Source organism: Mesorhizobium helmanticense (assembly GCF_003034915.1).
Classification (GTDB): Bacteria; Pseudomonadota; Alphaproteobacteria; order Rhizobiales; family Rhizobiaceae; genus Mesorhizobium; species Mesorhizobium helmanticense.
On record NZ_PZJX01000024.1, the window covers coordinates 200,060 to 218,954 of the forward strand.

Consider the following 18,895-nt stretch of genomic DNA (forward strand, 5'->3'; position numbering starts at 1 on the left):
GGTCAAAACAACGAGAGCTGTTCGCAGGAACGCACGATCTTGTCGCGCAGGCCCTGTTTGTCTGTGAGTGCGCCCGGCGACCAGCCCTCAGCGATGATGAATGGCCTTAGCTTGGCGATCGAATGGCACAGGCGCCCGACATCCTCGAGCCGGAGCCGCCGGTGGTGGCGGGTCGCCAGGATTTTAGCGATCACCTTCGTGCCGAGACCTGGAATGCGTAGCAGCGCCTCGCGGTCGGCGCTATTGATGTCGACTGGAAACCGTCCGCGATTGCGCAGCGCCCAGGCGAGCTTTGGGTCGATGGCAAGGTCGAGCATGCCATCGCTGCTCCCCGCCAGGATTTCCGGCTGTGAAAATCCATAGAAGCGTATCAGCCAGTCGGCCTGGTAAAGCCGGTGTTCGCGCATCAGCGCCGGTTTCTGCAAGGGCAGGGATGATGACGAATCCGGGATCGGACTGAAGGCGGAATAGTAGACGCGCCGCAGATGGTAGCTGCCGTACAGCCGCGCGCTGGCCTGCAGGATGCCGTCGTCGGAGGTCTTGTCGGCGCCGATGATCATCTGCGTCGACTGGCCGCCCGGCGCAAAGCGCTCGCGCTTTTTGGTCCTTAGCGTCGGCTCGGCTTTTTCTTCCATCTTCCGGCGCAGCCTGGCCATGGAGAGTCGGATCGTTTCCGGCTTCTTTTCCGGCGCCAGTTTCCTCACGCCTTCGTCTGTCGGCAGCTCGACATTGATCGACAGCCGGTCGGCATAAAGACCTGCCTTTTCGATCAGTTCCGGCGAACTTTCGGGAATGGTCTTGAGGTGGATGTAGCCGGAGAATTTCTCGTCAAGCCTGAGCCGCCGCGCCACCTCCACCATCTCGCCCATCGTTTCGTCCGGTGAGCGGATGACGCCCGAGGACAGGAACAGGCCTTCGATGTAGTTGCGCCGGTAGAAATCCATCGTCAGCCTCACCACCTCGTCGATAGTGAAGCGGGCGCGGCGCACATTCGAGGACGAGCGGTTTATGCAGTAGCTGCAGTCATAGATGCAGAAGTTGGTAAGCAGAATCTTCAGCAGCGAAATACAGCGGCCGTCCGGCGCGTAGGAATGGCAGATGCCCATGCCTTCGGTGGAACCGATGCCACCGGATTTCAGCGAATCGCGCTTGGCCGACCCGGACGAAGCGCAGGAGGCGTCGTACTTGGCTGCATCAGACAGGATTGCAAGCTTTTCGCGGACAGGAAGCGCTGACATATGTTCATGGTATGTTCTAAAGCGCGGCTACGCAATCACATTTGACATAGGGCGCGAAAAGTGATCGCTACCCGTCCAGTCAGGTCGTCCGGAACTACACTTCGTGCAGATAGAGATGATAATCCAATTCGCTGACCGTGCGTGCCACGCGCAGATATTCGGACTGCTTGATCGCCACGAAGGTCCGGTGGAGGTCTTCGCCGAGCGCGCCCTTCAGGAAGCTTGATGCCCGTGCCGCCTCGATCGCGGCGCGCCAGTCGACCGGCATGCTGGTCTGGGTTTCGGACGACTCATAGCCGTTGCCGGTGGTTTCGGGGCCGGGATCGAGGCCTTCATCCAGCCCCTTGACGATGCCTGCCAGCACCGTCGCCGCCACCAGATAGGGATTGGCGTCGACGCCCGACGGCCGGTGCTCGATGCGCCGGTTCTTGGCGTCACCCGCCGGCACGCGCAGCGCCACCGAACGGTTGTTGACGCCCCAGGTCGGCGCCACCGGGGCGTAGGATTGCGAAACGAAGCGTCGCCATGAATTGGCGTGCGGCGCAAACACCAGCATCGATTCCGCCATGGTCTGGATGAGACCACCGAGGCCCTGCAGCAACGGCAGCGACCAGCTTTCGCCGCCGGCTTCGGCAAAGACGTTGCGGCCCTGCTTGTCCTGCAGCGAGACGTGGAAATGCATGCCGGAGCCGGCATATTTCTCGATCGGCTTGGCCATGAAGCAAGCGGTGACGCCGTGACGGCGCGCTTGTGCCCGCACCAGCCGCTTCAGCATGACGAGGTCGTCGGCCGCCCGCATCACATCCTTGCGGTAGTTGAGCGTCAATTCGTACTGGCCCGGTGCATATTCGGAAATAACCGTCTCGGCCGGAATGCCTTGCGTCTTCGCTGCGGCATAGATGTCGGAAAACAGTGGCTCCATGCCGTGCAGATGGTCGACGGAATAGACTTCCGTCTTGGCCGAGCGCCGGCCGTCAAGCACGGCATGCGCCGGCTGCACTTTACCGTCGCCATCGCGGTCGTTGGCGAGCAGGAAGAATTCGAGCTCGAAGGCGCCGGCCGGATAGAGGCCTTTGGCCGCCAGTATGTCGACCTGCCTGGCCAGCGCCAGCCGTGGATCCGACGACATCGGCTGGCCGTCGAGATGGTACATGGCCATCAGCACCTGGCCGCGTGGCGGCTGTGTGCCGTAGAGCGGCACCAGCGTGCCGGGGATCGGCCAGGCCCTGAGATCGCCGTCGCCGGTCGTCCAGATCAGCCCGGTCTCGTGCACGTCCTCGCCGGTGATATCGAGGCCGAGGATCGAGATCGGCATATGCCGGCCGCCTTCGAAGATGCTCATCAGCTCGTGCCGGCGCACGATCTTGCCGCGGCCGACACCGTTGGCGTCGGTCAGCACGATATCGAAGGCTTCGATTTCCGGATGTGCGTCAAGAAAGGCTTTCGCTTCGGCGGGCGTGGAACCCGAAGGCGAGGTGATGATGGAACTCAAGTCCGGCTTGCGTGCTTCTCTCATGCCGCAAGCTTGTCTCACGCCGTGAGCCTTGCCGCAACTGCCGCGAAGGCGGTGATCAGCCGGTTCACCTGGGCCGCACTCGTCGCCGGCGAGATCAGCATCATGTTGTGGAAGGGCGCAATCAGCACGCCGCGATTGACCAGCGCGACATGGATCGCCGCTTCGAGCTCGGGCGCGTGCGCCGCCTCCGCTTCGCCGCCATTTCTCAGCGGGCCGGGCGCGCAGATGAACTCGACACGGGCGCCGACACGCCCGACATGCCAGGGCAGGCGGTAGCGATCGATGACGGCGGTCAGTCCGGCGTCGAGCCGCCGCGCCAAATGATCCATATGGCTGTAGGCCGCGTCGGTCATCACCTCTTCCAGCGTGGCGCGCATCACTGCGAATTGTAGCGGATTGCCCGACAGCGTCGTACCCATGCCTGAATAGCCGGGCTCCTTGGTCCTGACATAATCGGCATAGCGTGTGGCGACGTCTTCGCTCATCCCCCAGACGCTCGCCGGAACGCCGCCGGCGATTGGCTTGCCCAGCACAAACAGGTCCGGCTCCAGCCCGTACGCCTTGGTGTAGCCGCCGGGACCGGTCGAGATCGTGTGGGTCTCGTCGATCAGAAGCAGCGTACCAGCCGCACTTGTGAGCCGCCGCAGCGCATCGTGGAAGCCGCGTTCTGGCAGCACCATGCAGGAATTGGTCAGCACCGGCTCGGTGATGACGCAGGCGATATCCCTGGTCCGGAGCGCGGCCTCGAGCGCCGGCAGGTCGTTGAACTCGATGATTTCGGTCGCCCTTGTCAGGTCGCGAAATTCACCGGCCAGTCCGGGCCGGTTGGCCGGCTTGCCGTCGACCAGGCGCACCATGGTCTCGTCGACGGAGCCGTGATAGCAGCCGTTGAAGACCAGGATCTTCTCGCGGCCGGTGACGGCGCGGGCAACGCGCAGCGCAAAGCGGTTGGCGTCGGTCGCCGTCGTGGCGATCTGCCAGCAAGGCAGGCCGAAGCGCTGTTGCAGCAGCGGGCCGATGGCAAGCGCATCTTCGGACGGCAGCATATAGGTCAGGCCACGTCCGGCCTGCGCGCGGATGGCGCGGGCGACCGGCGCCGGCGAATGGCCGAACATCGAGCCGGTGTCGCCAAGGCAGAAATCATCCAGCCGGTTGCCGTCGATATCGGTGATCGTGGCGCCTTTGGCGCTTTCGACCAGGATTGGAAACGGCGTCGGCCAGTCGTTCATCCAGTGCATCGGCACCCCGCCGAAGAAGCCGGGCAGGCCGTTGCCGACCTTAGCTGCCGATTTCGGCCGCGCCTGGCGGAAGACTGCAGCCTCTACCTTGCGCAGCTCAGCGATGCGGGCGGCGCTGATGCCGCCGGCCGCGGTCTTCGAATGATCGATCGTATCCATGAGGGTTCTCTTTCGTGCGTCATTCTAGCCAGTTGGCATCCGGTACCGCAATTGGGCGCGCGGCCCTGCAATAGTTCAGCGACCACGGTGAAGAGAACTGATGCTTGACCCCGGATCGTCTTCCGGCGTCAATGGGACAGGGTTCGTGGCTTGGGGGTAGAAAATGCGGGGAATCATCTGCGTAACAGTGCTGCTGTCGTCGGTCGGCACGGCCTTCGCGAGCGGCGGCATCTGGTGTTCCGCCGACGATACGGCCGTGGAATTTCAGGTCGAGGCCGGCGTTACAAGGGGCATGGGCGGGCCGACCTTCAATTTTCGCGGCGATCTCGAAGTCAAGGCGCGGCCGGCCGGCGACAGTCTGCGCAAGACGGTCTTTGAGGATTCAAACCTGGCGCAATACTGGCTCGACGGCAAGGAATTGCGGCTGAACATCTACCGCGAGCACCAGGTCGCAGACACCTACAATCATGTCGAACTGGCAATCCTGACCAAGACCAGCGACGAGGGCGTCTATGACGGCCAATATACGCTGGCTATCTATGACGCCGCGGCGGACGCGGACAAGGATGGCAAGCCGGTTGAACTCAAAGGCAAGGTATCCTGTGGAGCCGAATGACTTTTCTCGAACTAGGCGGAGATATCGATGACGCCGCAGTCGCCGGCGGCGCTGCCGAAGACGACGCGACGCTCTTGCTTGTCCCACATCATCGCGGTGATGGCGCCCTTGCCTGGCCGGCGCAGCAGCACTTCCTTGGCGTCGGCAAAGCGCACCGCCATCACCATGCCGTCGTCATAGCCGATGGCGACCACATCCTGGCTTGGATGGCAAGCGACTGATGTCACCATGGCGTTGCCGCGCGTGCCGAGCTCCAGCGGCGCCTTGCCCATCGGTCCGTCCTTGCTCGAAAACGGCCAGACGATCGCCGCCGGCGCGCCCGAGCTCGCCAGCCATTTGCCTTTGGCGCTCCACGACAGGCTTTTGACCTTGCCGGGGTAACCGCTCATGCGCATGTGCTTGCCGTCGGCGAGCTTCCAGCCATGCAGCGCGTTCTCCTGCATGGTGGTGACGAGGAAGGCGCCGTCCGGCGAGAAGGTGATGCCGGTATGGGCGCCGGCCCATTCGAGTTCCACTGGTTTGCCCTCTGCCGCGGGAAAATGCAGCGTCGCGCCATTGTAGCGGGCAACGCCGAAACGCATGCCCTTGGGCGAAAAGGCCAACCCCTCGACCGAGCGCGGATGCGCAAACTCCTTCGTCTTGCCATCGGCGAAGCGCACATAGGCAGTTTTGCCCGAGGCGAACGCTATGGCGCCTTGCGGCCCGGCGGCAACGCTGGTGATCCATTTCCTGCCGGCGCTCGCCAGTTCCGCCACCTCGCCGCCGGCTTTGACGGCAAACACCTTGCCGTCCTCGCCACCGGTGATCAGCCGGTCGTTGGCCCCATCATGGAAGGCGGCGAGCAGCCCGTCATTGGCCGGCACGGTTTTGTGGCCATGGTCGAGCCGGTGGATAGCGCCGTCGGCCAGCGCGAAATGCGGCACGTCGCCGAGGAAGACGGCGGCGATGCAGTGGCCTTCGAGATCAAGCGGAGCGACGGTGGGCATGCGAACTGGTCCATTCGAGATTGTTGCCTTGCCGGCCGTCTACGCCAGCGCGGCTAGGTGCGCTCCACCTTCTCCCCTTGTGGGAGAAGGTGGATTGGCGCGCAGCGCCAAGACGGTTGAGGGGTGTTGGACGGATCGCCGCCGGTGCCAAGCTGGAACACCCCTCATCCGACCGAGCTTCGCTCGGCCACCTTCTCCCACAAGGGGAGAAGGAAGAAGGGGCAGCGCTAACGTTATAAGGTTCGGAAATCAAGCCGCCTGGCAGGCCTCGAAACTCTTCTTCAGCCGCTCGCCGTCGAGTTCGCGGCCGATGAACACCAGCCGGCTCTCATGTTTCTCGCCATCCTTCCAGGCGCGCTGGTGGTCGCCCTCGATGATCATGTGCACGCCCTGGATGACATAGCGCTCGTCGTCGCCCTTGAGCGCGATGATGCCCTTCAGCCGCAGGATGTTCGGGCCTTCCATCTGGGTGATCTTCTCGATCCAAGGGAAGAATTTCTTCGGGTCCATCTCGCCGCCGCGCAGCGACACCGACTGCACCGTCACGTCATGGATGTCGGAAGCGTGGGCGTGATGGTGGTGCCCGTCATGATCATGGTGGTGGTGATCATGGCCATCGTGATCGTGATGGTCGTGATCATGATGATCGTGTTCATCATGCGCCTCGAGGAAATGCGGGTCGTTCTCCAGCGCCCGGGCAAGATCGAAGGCGCCACGATCGAGAACCTCCGACAGCGCCACGCCGGCGCGCGTCGTGCGGTGGATTCTGGCCGCCGGGTTGATGGCGCGGATCGTCGCCTCGACCTTGGCGAGCTCTTCCGGCGTTACCAGGTCGGTCTTGTTGAGCACGACGACATCGGCAAAGGCGATCTGGTCCTCGGCTTCCCGGGAATCTTTCAGCCGCAGCGGCAAATGCTTGGCGTCGACCAGCGCCACCACTGCGTCGAGCCTGGTCTTGGAGCGCACGTCGTCGTCCATGAAGAAGGTCTGCGCCACCGGCACGGGATCGGCGAGGCCCGTCGTTTCGACCACGATGGCATCGAAGCGGCCGGGCCGGCGCATCAGACCTTCGACGACACGGATCAGGTCGCCGCGCACTGTGCAGCAGACGCAACCATTGTTCATCTCGTAGATTTCCTCGTCGGATTCCACGATCAGCTCATTGTCGATGCCGATCTCGCCGAACTCGTTGACGATGACGGCATAGCGCTTGCCATGGTTTTCCGAGAGGATGCGATTGAGCAGCGTCGTCTTGCCGGCGCCGAGATAGCCGGTGAGAACGGTTACGGGTATCTGCGTCGTCTGTGCATCGCTCATGTTTGGGCCTCGAAAAGAGATTGTCGGTTCCATATAGGGTGTGTGCCTGGCTTTTGCACGCGGCAAACCGACAGCTAAACGGATCGCCGGCCCAAACGGATCGTATCGCGGCCGCGCCATCCATATCCATTTCAAGGCCTTCCCGACGAACGATCGGTGATGACCGGCCAGATGTTCTTTCCCGACGGCTTGAGCGATCAGATCCTTGCGATCGTCTCGCCCTACAACGACCGAATGCGCGAGACGGCGTAGCGCGACGGGCCGGACCCTTGTCGCAGGCCGTTTTGCGCGAGGCGGCGGATGCCTGTCAGGCCCCGCTGGTCGCGACGGTGAAGGCCGGCTGAGCTCCATCTGGGAGCCGCCCATGCTCAAGGGAAGGTCCTGCCGCCCAAGAAGTCGTTTGTCATCTAACTGAAATAAACATCTGGCATCACCACGGCGGACATCGCAATGCTTGCCGGCAAAGCTGTTTCTCGGCGCCGGATTCTTTTGATCGTCGATTGCCAACCGGCCGGCAGCTTCTATGCTGCTTGCACCGGTTCGGCCGAAGAGGGATGACCATGGCCAAAGCGGACAAGACTGCGACAATGAGCCGGCTGCATTCGGCGGCGCGGCTGGCGCGAACGGCACTCGCCGCGCGGCTTCTGGCGCACGGCTTCTATGCCGGGCAGGACCAGATCATGCTGGCGCTCGATCGCGAGGACGGCCAGACGCCCGGCAATCTCGCCGGCCGCCTCGGCGTGCGCCCGCCGACCATCACCAAGACCATCAACCGGCTGCAGGCGCAGGGCTTCCTGGAAAAGCGCGCCTCGGTGAACGATGCCCGTCAGGCGCATATCTTCCTCACCGATACCGGCCGCGAAATCATTCACGCCATCGAGAAATCGGTGAAAAAGACCGAAAAGCAGGCGCTGAAAGGCCTCGACAAGAAGGACCAGAAGGCGCTGTTCAAATTGCTCGCCCGCATCGAGGCCAATCTTTCCAACGAGGAGATGGTGCTCCTCGACGACGACACCGACCTCGACGACTGATCGAGGGCCTGCTGTCTGCACACTTTTGGGCGACCTGCATTAGCTCGCCATTGGCGATCGGCGGATCAGCGCCGACCAACGTCCCGGTGTGACGCCGAACGCCTTCTTGAAATGCCTGATAAAATGGCTCTGGTCGCTGAAACCGGCGGCGATGGCGATCTCCGCCAGCGGCTCGTTCGCCTCGATCATCCGACGCGCCCGTTGCAGGCGCCGCATGAGCAGGAAACGGTGCGGGCTGGTCGAGAAGGTGGCACGGAAGTGCCGTGACAGCCTGTAGCGGTCGAGCCCGGTGATCGCCTCCAGCTCCTCCGAGCGTACAGTGCGCCCGGCATTCTCCTCCAGATAGTCGCGCGCCAGGCTGGCGGCGCGCCAGGCCGTCTTTGCCATAGGCTTAGCCGGCTGGCCGGCGTGCCGCGCAAGGCATTTCGCGAGCTGCGCCATGAAATCGGCGACGAACAGCTCATCCAGTTCCCGGTCCAGCGGTGCCAGCGCCGAAAGCAGCGTCGTGCAGAAAGCGTGGTCGCTCACCACGGCCTCCCTGACGAAAGGCAGTGACGCGCCGCCGAGGCAGTCCAGCATCAGCGATGGCTCGAGATAGAGCATCCGGTAGCGCAAACCATCCTCGGTGCCGGCGCCGCCATCGTGCAATTCGTCGGGATGGAGCACGATGACCTGGCCAGGCAGGCTGTGCCGCATCGCGCCGCGATAGCGGAAGCGCTGCACGCCGGAGAGCGTCACCCCGATCGCATAGGTGTCGTGGCGGTGGAGATCGAAAGCGCTGCCATGGAACCGCGCCTCGATGCGCTCCATGCCGGCGGCGCCGGGCGCCGAGACGATGCAATCTTCGGCCGTGTTGGCGCACAAACGTTCAAGACCCTGGCGGGCCTGCTGGCCTAGATCGTGCGGCATCGCTTCAATCATGTTCTGGTGACTGTCTCATGTTCGATACGAAATTTGCAATCGTGCTCAGGGATGACCTTCCCGTCTGGCAGAAGCTCAATGTCACTGCTTTCTTGACCAGCGGCATCGTCGCACAATTTCCCGAGATCATCGGCGAGCCCTACCGGGACCGCACCGGCAATCTCTACAACCCGCTCTCGATCCAGCCGGTCATTGTGCTTTCGGCCGACCAGCCGACGCTTGCCGCGATCCACCGGCGGGCGCTGGAGCGCGCCGTGACGACGTCGCTCTATGTCGAGGAGATGTTCTCGACAGGCCACGATGTCGCCAACCGCGCCGTCTTTGCCGAATTCACGCCCGACGACGCCAAAGTCGTCGGCATCGCATTGCGCGCCGACAAGAAGCTGGTCGACAAGATCACCAAGGGCGCCCGCATGCACGCTTAGTACGTGCCCTTGGGCTTGACCTGAGGGGGGTGGAGCAAGGACTTGCAGCACATGAACTAAGCCTGTTGGCAGCTATTGTTGTGCCAGTTCCCTTTGCCTCGGCATCAGGCGACAATTGGCTTGCCGGCAGGTCACAATTGCCGCAAAGGTGAGGCTCTACCTCAGTACCCGGCCTGAAATTGAGTCCTTCCCCAAAACAAGACGAAAGCGCGACGCCTCCGGCGGCGATTCTCTGCATGCTTTCGGTCTATGTATTCTTCACCTTCCTCGACACGAGCAGCAAATATCTTGTCCTTGCCGGCGTCTCGGCGCTGATCGTCGCCTGGGTTCGCTTTGCCGTCCATGTCCTGCTGGTCGGCGCGTTTTTGCGCGGATGGCGCGAGCCGGCGCGCTTCCGCCCCGCCAACCTGCCGGCGCAGGTCGTGCGCGGTCTGTTCCTGTTCGGCTCGACGATTTTCAACGTTCTGGCGCTGCAGACCCTGCAGCTCGCGGAAACCACGTCGATCTATTTCTTCGGGCCGATGGTGATCACCGCACTCGCCGGTCCGCTGCTCGGCGAATGGGCGGGCTGGCGCCGCTGGCTGGCGATCCTGACGGGCTTCGTCGGGGTTCTCATCATCACCCGTCCCGGCGTTGGCGCCTTCGGCATCGGGCATGTCTTCGCCATCTGCTCGATACTGTCGAACTGTTTCTACGTCATCATGACGCGTCGCCTGGCGGCGACCGAAACCGCGGAGAGCCTCATCCTTTTTTCGGCGCTGGCGCCGGCCGTTGTGCTTTTGCCCCTGCTGCCATTCTCATTTTCCCTGCCCCATGACGGCTGGCATTGGTTCATCCTGCTGATGCTCGGCGTCTTCGGCGGCATCGGCCACTGGCTCCTGGTGCAGGCCTATCGGCTCGCGACCACCACGGCGCTCGCCCCCTATCCCTATTCGCAGATGATCTGGATGATCATTTCCGGCTGGCTCGTCTTCAACCAGTTTCCCGACCGCTGGACGCTCATTGGCGCCGCCGTCATCGTCGCCAGCGGCCTCTATATCGTCCATCGCGAACACCGGCTTCGCCTGCGCAATCACGCAGCACTGGACGCGGAGGCGGAAACGCTGGCGAAAAAACTTTGATTTGCTGCCGATCGATGGCATAAGGCCGCCTTTAAACAGTTTAAAAAACGATCGGGGAGCGAAGGGCTGGCACAGAAGATCAAGCTTTCGACGATCGCGGATGCGCTGGGCGTGTCCACGGCGACGGTTTCGCTGGCGCTGCGCGACAGCCCGCTGGTCGCCGGCGCCACCCGCGACCGCATCAAGGAGCACGCCCGCGCCATCGGCTATATCTACAACCGCCGCGCCGCCAGCCTGCGCACCTCGCGCTCGGGCATTGTCGGCGTCGTCGTCCACGACATCATGAACCCCTTCTTCGCCGAGATCCTGCGCTCGATCGAAAGCGAGCTCGACCGCAGCCGGCAAACCTTCATCCTGTCGAACCATTACGACCAGCTCGAAAAGCAGCGCACCTTCATCGACACGCTTTTGCAGCTCGGCGCCGACGGCGTCATCATGTCGCCAGCCATCGGCACGCCGGCCGCCGACATTCTGATGGCCGAGGAAAACGGCCTGCCGGCGGTGCTGATCGCGCGCACCGTCGAGGGCGCCGACGTGCCGGTGTTTCGCGGCGACGACGCCTATGGCACCGGGCTTGCCACCAACCATCTGATCTCGCTCGGCCACAAGCGCATCGCCATGATCGGCGGCACCGACCAGACCTCGACCGGCCGCGATCGCTACCAGGGTTATGTCAACGCCATGGAGGCGGCCGGGCTGGAGGTCAGGCCGTCCTGGCGCATTGCCGGCCCGCGCACCAAGCAGGCCGGCTTCGAGGCAGCAGGCCAGTTCCTGGCATTGAAGGACAAGCCGACCGCCGCCTGCTGCTGGAACGACCTCGTCGCCATCGGCCTGATGAACGGCATTGCGCGCGCCGGGCTGGTGCCCGGCATTGACATCTCCGTCACCGGCTACGACGATCTCGAGGAAGCGGCGATCGCCACCCCGGCGCTGACCACCGTCTGGAACGGCCAGCGCGAGGTCGGCCGCCGCGCCGCCAGCGCCTTGCTCGACAAGCTCAACGGACAGACGGTGCGGCCGTCGCAGGAACTGATCAAGCCGGAACTGCATGTGCGCCAGTCGACCGGCAAGCCGGTGGAGCGTGCATGACAAAGACCGAACAATCGCTGCCCGTCGCCATTCTGGTGCCGGGCCAATTCAACGACCATGCCGCTGGCCGCATCGACCGGACGTTGCGGCAGGTCAAGATCGAACGCGCCGACCCCTCGCTGGTCACCGATGATATGCGCCGGACGGTGCGCGGCATCGCCTCGTTCGGCGGCATCAATGCTGCCTTCATCGACGCGCTGCCAAACCTCGAGATCATCGCCAATTTCGGCGTCGGCTATGATTCGGTCGACACCCGCCATGCCGCGCAGCGCGGCATCATGGTCACCAACACGCCCGACGTGTTGACCGAGGAGGTCGCCGACACGGCGATCGGGCTTCTGATAAACACCATCCGCGAATTGCCGCGCGCCGAAACCTGGCTGCGCGACGGCAGTTGGGTGCGCGAGGGCAACTATCCCTTGAGCCGGCTGACCTTGCGCGGCCGCGCGATTGGCATTTTCGGCATGGGCCGGATCGGCCTCGCCATTGCCCGGCGGCTGGAGGCTTTTGCGCTGCCGATCGCCTATCACAACCGGCGCCGGGTTGAAGGCCTGTCCTATGACTATCACCCGACGCTGAAAGGCCTGGCCAGCGCGGTCGACACGCTGATCTCGGTGGCGCCAGGCGGCGCCTCGACCGAAAAGGCGGTCAATGCCGAAATCCTTCAAGCGCTCGGCCCGAACGGCGTTTTCATCAATATCGGCCGTGGCAGCACTGTGGACGAGGCAGCACTTGCCGCGACACTCGCCAACAAAACCATCGCCGCCGCCGGGCTCGATGTCTTCGCCGACGAACCGAACGTGCCTCAGCCGCTGCTCGACGCGCCCAACATGTCGCTGTTGCCGCATGTCGGCTCGGCTTCCGAGCACACCCGCCGCGCCATGGCGGATCTGTGCGTCGACAATCTGGTGTCCTGGTTCTCGCAAGGACGGGCGCTCACCCCCGTGCCGGAGACTGAAAAGGTCAAGGCGCGGCGCTGAGCAGGGGCCTGCCACACCTGTTAACGCTGGCCGCCGAATTTTACCCGGCATCGAGCGTGCGAAATTCTGGCGAGAGCAGGATGACGGCACAGTCATCTTCAGCACCGATGGCATCGACCCGATCGTCACTTTCTCGGTCGCCGACGGCGATGGCTACGAATCCTACGAGCCGGCCTTGCCGCTACTGTCGCTGGCCGCCACCGCTCCCTGATTTCTGGCTTACTCAGCCGCCGCCCTTGCACCGGCTCTCGCCGTCGCGTGCAGGCGCGCCGCGTCGCCGAAGGCGCGGAATATCTTGGCCGAGGCGCTGTCCGACTTGACCCAGTATTCGGGGTGCCACTGGACGCCGACGGCGAACGCACGGGCATCGCGAACCGAAACCGCCTCGACGGTGCCGTCGGCCGCGACCGCCTCGACCTCCAGCTTCGGGCCGAGCCGGTCGATTGCCTGGCGGTGCAATGAATTGACCTTGATGTCCCCGGCGCCGAACACGCCGGCGAGGCAACTTCCGGGCTTGATTGATATGGTCTGGTTGATGGCGAAGCGCTCATCCTGGTTGTCGCTCACTGCTGCGCGGTGGTCGAGTGAGCCTTCGCGCTCGTGGATCTCGGTGGCCAGCGAGCCGCCCAGCGCCACGTTCATCTCCTGGATGCCGCGGCAGATGGCAAGCAATGGCACGCCGCGCTCGATCGCCCTGCGGATCAGCGGCAGCGTGGTGGCGTCGCGGGCCGGATCGTAGGGACCGTTGGCTTCGCTGGCGTCGCCGCCATAAAGCGAGGGGTGCACATTGGATTTCGAGCCGGTGACCATGACGCCGTCGACCGAGGACAGCAGCTCGTCGAAGTCGAGCCGGTCGCCGAAGGACGGCACCAGCACAGGGAACACGCCGGCGCCCGAAAGCGCCGCTTCCAGATATTGCTGCGGGGCGGCATGCCAAGTGTAGTTGTCGAACTGGCGGACGTCGGTCGATACGGCGACGAGCGGCTGCTGCATTTTTGATCCGGGTTCCATTCAGTGCAAGGACATATTCTGCCTCTAAAATAGGCGATCCGAAGGCGCTTTGCCATGGCAAGTTTTGGCGTGTCGCATGGGCCACGGCATTAGAGCGACGTGCGTCCAATTGGACGCACAAGTACGCTCTAACGCTTTTGAAGCTACGCATCGTGCTTTCCGAAAATCGATTCCGATTTTCGGGCCGATGCGGTGCGTTAGACTATAGTTGCAGGAGCAGCGCTCGGTTCGGCTGCCGTGCTGGACTCGACTTCGCGCCCGTGTATTGTTTGCGCCAAGCCGGTCGGGGCAAAGAGGATTTCCCCAACGCCGGTCTGTTGATCCAAAAGGGAGGAAGTGCATGGATCGTCGATCGTTCATCCGCAAGGCCGGCTTAACCGGCGTGGGCGCCGCGGCCGCTACCGCAGCGCTTGCCGCGCCGGCAATCGCCCAGTCCAATCCGAAGGTGACGTGGCGGCTTGCGTCGTCCTTCCCGAAATCGCTCGATACGATCTATGGCGGCGCCGAGGTGTTTTCCAAGATGCTGTCGGAAGCGACCGACGGCAACTTCCAGGTTCAGGTCTTCGCCGCGGGTGAACTCGTGCCCGGCCTGCAAGTCGCGGATGCCACCACTGCCGGTACTGTAGAAGCCTGCCATACGGTGGCATATTATTACTGGGGCAAGGACCCGACATGGGCGCTGGGCGCCGCCGTGCCGTTCTCGCTCAATGCTCGTGGCATCAATGCCTGGCATTATCATGGCGGCGGCATCGACCTGTTCAACGAGTTCCTGGCCACGCAAGGGCTTTTCGGCCTGCCGGGCGGCAACACCGGCGTGCAGATGGGCGGCTGGTTCCGCAAGGAGATCAATACCGTCGCCGATCTTTCGGGCCTCAAGATGCGCATCGGCGGCTTTGCCGGCAAAGTGGTGCAGAGGCTCGGCGTCGTGCCGCAGCAGATCGCCGGCGGCGACATCTACCCCGCGCTGGAAAAAGGCACAATCGACGCCGCCGAGTGGGTCGGCCCCTATGACGACGAGAAGCTCGGCTTCTACAAGGTCGCGCCCTACTATTACTATCCCGGCTGGTGGGAAGGCGGACCGACGGTCCATCTGATGTTCAACAAGGCGAAATACGAAGAGCTTTCGCCGGCCTACAAGTCGCTGGTGCACACCGCCGCGCAGGCGGCCGACGCCAACATGCTGCAGAAATATGACTATCTCAATCCGGCGGCGGTGAAGCGGTTGGTGTCCGGCGGCGCCAAACTGCGTCCGTTCAGCCAGGACATCATGGCGGCCTGCTTCGAAAAGGCGAACGAGGTCTATGCCGAGATGGAGGCCACGAATGCGCCGTTCAAGAAGATCTGGGACTCCATCAAGGCCTTCCGCAAGGAGCACTATCTCTGGGCGCAGGTGGCCGAATACAATTACGACACCTTCATGATGGTCCAGCAGCGCAACGGCAAGCTTTAGGCGTTTCGATTGCTCTTCATTCAAAGAGACCCCGGGCGAGCTCGCCCGGGGTCTTTCCTTGTCCGGCGTCTGCGGCACAGTTTCCAACTTATGCCGCAGACGTCCATCGTCGAAGTTTTTGCGCCGCCAGCGCCGGAACTGATCGGTGAAAGCGGCTCAACGTCGCTGCGGCACCATCAGCACCTTGACCTCTCCGGGCGCGGGTGGGTTTGCGATCACGGCCGCGGCCTCCTCAAGCGGCACCTGCCTCGAGATCAACCTGTCGATCTCGATCGCGCCCGTGGCGATGAGCTCAGCCGCGCGGCCATGGGTGTAGGGATTGAGGAAGGAGCCCAGCACCTTCAACTCCCGGAACAAGAGGTCGAAGGGCTCGAACGCCGCTTTCATGCCTTGCGGTGTCACGCCGACGATGATGACCGTACCGCCGGCCCTGGCCAGCCGCATGGACTGTTCGACAGTGTCGCGCACGCCGGCGCATTCGAACACCACATCGACGCCGCCGGGCACCAGGCCCGACGGACCGGCGATCGCTTCGATGACATCGCCCGCGCCCGGATCGACCGTCGCCGTCGCTCCCAATTCCTCGGCAAGCGCGCGCCGCGAGGCCTGGCGTGTCGACAGGATGATGGTCCTTGCCCCGGCGAGCTTCGCCAGTTGCACGGTAAGCAGGCCGATCACGCCGCCGCCCAGCACGACAACCGAGGCGCCGGGCCTGATTTCGGCCAGGTCCACGCCATGTAGGCAGCAGCCAAGCGGTTCGCAGAACGCGCCATGCGTGGGTTTGAGGTCACCAGGCAGCAGGAAGGCCTGTTTCTGCGGCAGCAGGACATAGTCGGCGAAGCCGCCGTCACGATGGATACCGATGGCGCTGAGATTGCTGCACAGATTGACCCGGCCGGCCCGACAATGCGGGCAGCGCCCGCAAGCGATGTTGGGATCGCCGGTCACCCGGTCGCCGACGGAGTATCCCGATACAGCACCGCCCATCGCCTCGACGATGCCCGAAAACTCATGTCCCGGCGTCACCGGCGGTGTGCAGGGGAACTCGCCGTGGAACAGATGCCGGTCGGTGCCGCAGACGCCGCAGGCCTCAATCCGCACCAGGAGGTCATCTGGCCCAGGGACGGGCGCGGTGACCTCGCGCAGGACGATGTCGCCCACCGCCTCCAGGCGCACCGCCTTCATGATGCTCATCTGGCCCACCTCAATTGAAGCTTGGCGGCTGCGACAGATCGGTGGCCGGGGCCGCCGGTTTGGCAGGTGGTGCGTCGCCGAAATTCGGCGGCTGCGACAAGTCCGGTGCAGCCGGCGCGGCCGGGGCGGTGCCGCCATTGGCTGGCGGCGGTGTGCCGAGCGGCGACAGGCCGGTGCCAGGCGTTTCCGGCACCTGGTAATCGATGGTGCCGGGGTCGACCGGCGTGCCCTTGTAGCGCATCACCATTTGCGGAAAGGCTATGGTCAGCCCGATCATGATGACCTGGATGCAGACGAAGGGCACCGCGCCCCAATAGATCTGGCCCGTGGTTACCGGCGCGATCTGCTTGCCGGTGAGCCGATCGAGATAGGGCACGCGCGCTGCGACCGAGCGCAGATAGAATAGCGCGAAGCCGAAGGGCGGATGCATGAAGGAGGTCTGCATGTTGACGCCGAGCAGCACGCCGAACCAGATCAGGTCGATGCCGAGCTTGTCGGCTGCGGGCGCCAGCAGCGGCACGATGATGAAGGCGAGTTCGAAGAAATCGAGGAAGAAGGCGAGCAGGAACACAAGGATGTTGACGCCGATCAGGAAACCCACTTCGCCGCCAGGCAGCGAGGTTAGAAGGTGCTCGACCCAGACCTGTCCATTGACGCCGTAGAAGGTGAGCGAAAACACCCGTGCGCCGATCAGGATGAACAGCACGAAGGATGACAGCCGTGTCGTCGAGGCCAGCGCCTGCTTGATCACATCGAGTGACAACCGGCCTTTCATCGCCGCCATGGCCAGTGCGCCGACAGCGCCCATGGCGCCGCCCTCGGTCGGGGTGGCGATGCCGAGGAAGATGGTGCCGAGCACCAGGAAGATCAGCGCTAGCGGTGGGATCAGCACGATCACCACTTGCTGCGCCAGTCGCGACATCATGTTGATATTCAGCCGCTGGTCGGCGATCGCCACGATATAGATGAAGATAACGCCGATGGTGGCTCCGAGGATGTCGGCATTGTCGCCGTGCGCCGGCACCAGGTAGCGGTAGGCGGCGTATGAAACCACGAGCGAAGCCAGCACCGCCGCCAGCAAGGACAGCACACCGTGGCCGAGCGTGCGTGCTTCCAGTGGCAGGGCCGGCATCGACTTCGGCCGGACGATCGACATGATCAGGATGTACGAGGTGTAAAGGCCGGTCAGAACCAGCCCGGGGATCAGCGCTCCGGCATACATGTCGCCGACCGAGCGGCCGAGCTGGTCGGCGAGAACGATCAGCACCAGCGATGGCGGGATGATCTGGGCGAGCGTGCCCGATGCGGCGATGACGCCGGATGCCAGCCGCCGGTCATAGCCATAGCGCAGCATGATTGGCAGCGAGATCAGCCCCATGGCGATGACCGAAGCCGCCACCACGCCTGTGGTTGCGGCAAGCAGCGCGCCGACAAAGATCACGGCATAGGCAAGACCGCCGCGGATCGGCCCGAACAACTGGCCGATCGTGTCGAGCAGGTCCTCGGCCATGCCGGAGCGTTCGAGCACGATGCCCATGAAAGTGAAGAACGGAATCGCCAGCAGCGTGTCGTTCGACATCACCCGGCTGCCGTAGAAATTGTCCGGCAGCGCATAGAGCAGGGGCCAGGCGAGATTGATCGCTCCGCCCGAATAGGGCGTCAGCAGCACGCCAATGAAGAAGAACAGCAGGCCGTTGGCGGCGAGCGAGAAGGCGACGGGATAGCCGATCAGCAGGAAGATGACCAGCGAGGCGAACATGATCGGCGCCATGTTCTGGGCAATGAACTCGATCATGGGCGCACCTCTCCGGCGAGCGACTTCGCTTCGTCAGCGAGCGCCTTGGCTTCGAGTTCGGCCTGTTCATGCACCGATATGAACGGGTTGGGATCGTCCATGTCGCCGCGCATGATGGCGATCTTCTTGATGATCTCGGAGATGCCCTGGAGCGCCAGCAGGAAGAAGCCGGCCAGCAGGATGGCCTTGGCCGGCCAGATGATCAGCCCGCCGGAATTATTCGACATTTCGCCGCTGCGGAACGACAGCGACACATAGGGGACGAAATAGATCACCATCAACGTCACGAACGGCATCAGGAAGAAGAGGTGACCGAGAAGGTCGATCCAGTGCTGCACGCGGCGCGAAAACATGCCGTAGACGATGTCGATACGGATATGGTCGTTCTGCTTCAGCGTGTAGGCGGCGGCGAGCATGAAGGCGGCGCCGAACAAATACCACTGCAATTCCAGCCAGGCGTTCGAAGATATATCGAACACCTTGCGGATGATGGCGTTGGCGGCACTGACCAGTATCGAAATCAGGATCAGCCACGACACCCATTTGCCGATGAACTCGTTCACACGGTCAATGGTTCTGGATAGAGCGAGAAGCCCTGCCATGCATTCCTCCCTTTTCGCATCGGTCCGAAATCGGTGTCGATTTTCGGAAAGCACGATGCGTCACTCAAAGTATCAGCACACGCCGATTCCTTCTTCTTTTCGGGCGCGCCGCTGTGGCCCAACGGTATGCCGTGCGTGGCCCGGCGGGTCAACACGGTGCGGGCCGGGTAAACAATCTTGTGAGGTGGGATGGTGAGGTGGAATGG

At 63.4% G+C, this 18,895-nt stretch carries 17 protein-coding genes and 1 pseudogene; 8 read left to right on the forward strand and 10 right to left on the reverse strand.

Going from position 1 to position 18,895, the window contains the following annotated elements; all coding sequences use genetic code 11:
- Positions 1–2 precede the first annotated feature (2 nt).
- From C9427_RS10700 to C9427_RS10710, 3 genes are all read right to left on the reverse strand, one after another.
- Positions 3–1,238 carry a putative DNA modification/repair radical SAM protein gene (locus tag C9427_RS10700; RefSeq protein WP_107649133.1) on the reverse strand — a complete coding sequence of 412 codons (1,236 nt, stop codon included), beginning with the start codon at positions 1,236–1,238 and terminating at the stop codon, positions 3–5.
- 94 nt (positions 1,239–1,332) lie between these two features.
- Complete coding sequence (locus C9427_RS10705) at positions 1,333–2,754, reverse strand: glutamine synthetase family protein (protein ID WP_107649134.1); 1,422 nt, start codon at positions 2,752–2,754, stop codon at positions 1,333–1,335.
- A gap of 14 nt (positions 2,755–2,768) precedes the next feature.
- Complete coding sequence (locus C9427_RS10710; RefSeq protein ID WP_107649135.1) at positions 2,769–4,151, reverse strand: aspartate aminotransferase family protein; 1,383 nt, start codon at positions 4,149–4,151, stop codon at positions 2,769–2,771.
- 163 nt (positions 4,152–4,314) lie between these two features.
- On the opposite strand from C9427_RS10710, the gene C9427_RS10715 reads away from it, so the two are divergent.
- Positions 4,315–4,767, forward strand: coding sequence for a hypothetical protein (locus C9427_RS10715; RefSeq protein WP_107649136.1), 453 nt, complete (start codon positions 4,315–4,317; stop codon positions 4,765–4,767).
- Positions 4,768–4,778: 11 nt separating this feature from the next.
- Here C9427_RS10715 and C9427_RS10720 read toward each other — a convergent pair whose 3' ends face one another.
- Together C9427_RS10720 and C9427_RS10725 are read right to left on the reverse strand one after the other, a co-directional pair.
- Positions 4,779–5,753 (reverse strand): WD40 repeat domain-containing protein, encoded by a 975-nt coding sequence (locus C9427_RS10720; RefSeq protein WP_107649137.1) that lies wholly within the window; start codon positions 5,751–5,753, stop codon positions 4,779–4,781.
- 249 nt (positions 5,754–6,002) lie between these two features.
- On the reverse strand, positions 6,003–7,070 hold the full coding sequence (locus tag C9427_RS10725; RefSeq protein WP_107649138.1) for a CobW family GTP-binding protein: 1,068 nt from the start codon (positions 7,068–7,070) through the stop codon (positions 6,003–6,005).
- Positions 7,071–7,630: 560 nt separating this feature from the next.
- Between C9427_RS10725 and C9427_RS10735 the strand changes: the two genes are divergently transcribed.
- Positions 7,631–8,101 (forward strand): MarR family winged helix-turn-helix transcriptional regulator, encoded by a 471-nt coding sequence (locus C9427_RS10735; protein ID WP_008872554.1) that lies wholly within the window; start codon positions 7,631–7,633, stop codon positions 8,099–8,101.
- Positions 8,102–8,140: 39 nt separating this feature from the next.
- Here the strand turns inward: C9427_RS10735 and C9427_RS10740 are convergent, their stop codons facing one another.
- The gene (locus tag C9427_RS10740; protein ID WP_107649255.1) at positions 8,141–9,010 is read right to left on the reverse strand and encodes an AraC family transcriptional regulator; all 870 of its coding nucleotides are present in this window, start codon (positions 9,008–9,010) and stop codon (positions 8,141–8,143) included.
- Positions 9,011–9,039: 29 nt separating this feature from the next.
- Between C9427_RS10740 and C9427_RS10745 the strand changes: the two genes are divergently transcribed.
- The 5 genes and pseudogenes from C9427_RS10745 to C9427_RS34760 all read left to right on the forward strand — a co-directional run.
- Positions 9,040–9,447, forward strand: coding sequence for a DUF2000 family protein (locus C9427_RS10745; protein WP_107649139.1), 408 nt, complete (start codon positions 9,040–9,042; stop codon positions 9,445–9,447).
- 236 nt (positions 9,448–9,683) lie between these two features.
- Entirely contained in the window at positions 9,684–10,568 is an 885-nt protein-coding gene (locus C9427_RS10750) for a DMT family transporter (protein ID WP_107649140.1), read from the forward strand.
- A 66-nt stretch (positions 10,569–10,634) separates the two neighbouring features.
- Complete coding sequence (locus C9427_RS10755; protein WP_097574511.1) at positions 10,635–11,657, forward strand: LacI family DNA-binding transcriptional regulator; 1,023 nt, start codon at positions 10,635–10,637, stop codon at positions 11,655–11,657.
- Positions 11,654–12,637: a 2-hydroxyacid dehydrogenase gene (locus tag C9427_RS10760; RefSeq protein ID WP_107649141.1), complete on the forward strand. Its 984-nt coding sequence runs from the start codon at positions 11,654–11,656 to the stop codon at positions 12,635–12,637. The genes C9427_RS10755 and C9427_RS10760 overlap by 4 nt, the downstream gene beginning before the upstream one ends.
- A gap of 31 nt (positions 12,638–12,668) precedes the next feature.
- Positions 12,669–12,848 (forward strand): annotated as a pseudogene (locus tag C9427_RS34760) (hypothetical protein); the annotation flags it as partial.
- Positions 12,849–12,856: 8 nt separating this feature from the next.
- Here the strand turns inward: C9427_RS34760 and C9427_RS10770 are convergent.
- Positions 12,857–13,630 (reverse strand): gamma-glutamyl-gamma-aminobutyrate hydrolase family protein, encoded by a 774-nt coding sequence (locus C9427_RS10770; protein WP_107649142.1) that lies wholly within the window; start codon positions 13,628–13,630, stop codon positions 12,857–12,859.
- Between the two features lie 358 nt (positions 13,631–13,988).
- Between C9427_RS10770 and C9427_RS10775 the strand changes: the two genes are divergently transcribed.
- Positions 13,989–15,098, forward strand: a complete 1,110-nt coding sequence (locus tag C9427_RS10775) for a TRAP transporter substrate-binding protein (protein ID WP_107649143.1) — start codon at positions 13,989–13,991, stop codon at positions 15,096–15,098.
- Between the two features lie 156 nt (positions 15,099–15,254).
- On the opposite strand, the gene C9427_RS10780 is transcribed toward C9427_RS10775, so the two are convergent.
- From C9427_RS10780 to C9427_RS10790, 3 genes are read right to left on the reverse strand one after another with little or no spacing between them, the layout of a single operon-like run.
- Positions 15,255–16,283, reverse strand: coding sequence for a zinc-dependent alcohol dehydrogenase family protein (locus tag C9427_RS10780; protein WP_167434316.1), 1,029 nt, complete (start codon positions 16,281–16,283; stop codon positions 15,255–15,257).
- Between the two features lie 19 nt (positions 16,284–16,302).
- Positions 16,303–18,087 carry a TRAP transporter large permease gene (locus C9427_RS10785; protein ID WP_167434309.1) on the reverse strand — a complete coding sequence of 595 codons (1,785 nt, stop codon included), beginning with the start codon at positions 18,085–18,087 and terminating at the stop codon, positions 16,303–16,305.
- Positions 18,084–18,689 carry a TRAP transporter small permease subunit gene (locus C9427_RS10790; protein ID WP_107649144.1) on the reverse strand — a complete coding sequence of 202 codons (606 nt, stop codon included), beginning with the start codon at positions 18,687–18,689 and terminating at the stop codon, positions 18,084–18,086. Before C9427_RS10790 ends, C9427_RS10785 begins: the two co-directional genes overlap by 4 nt.
- Positions 18,690–18,895 lie beyond the last annotated feature (206 nt).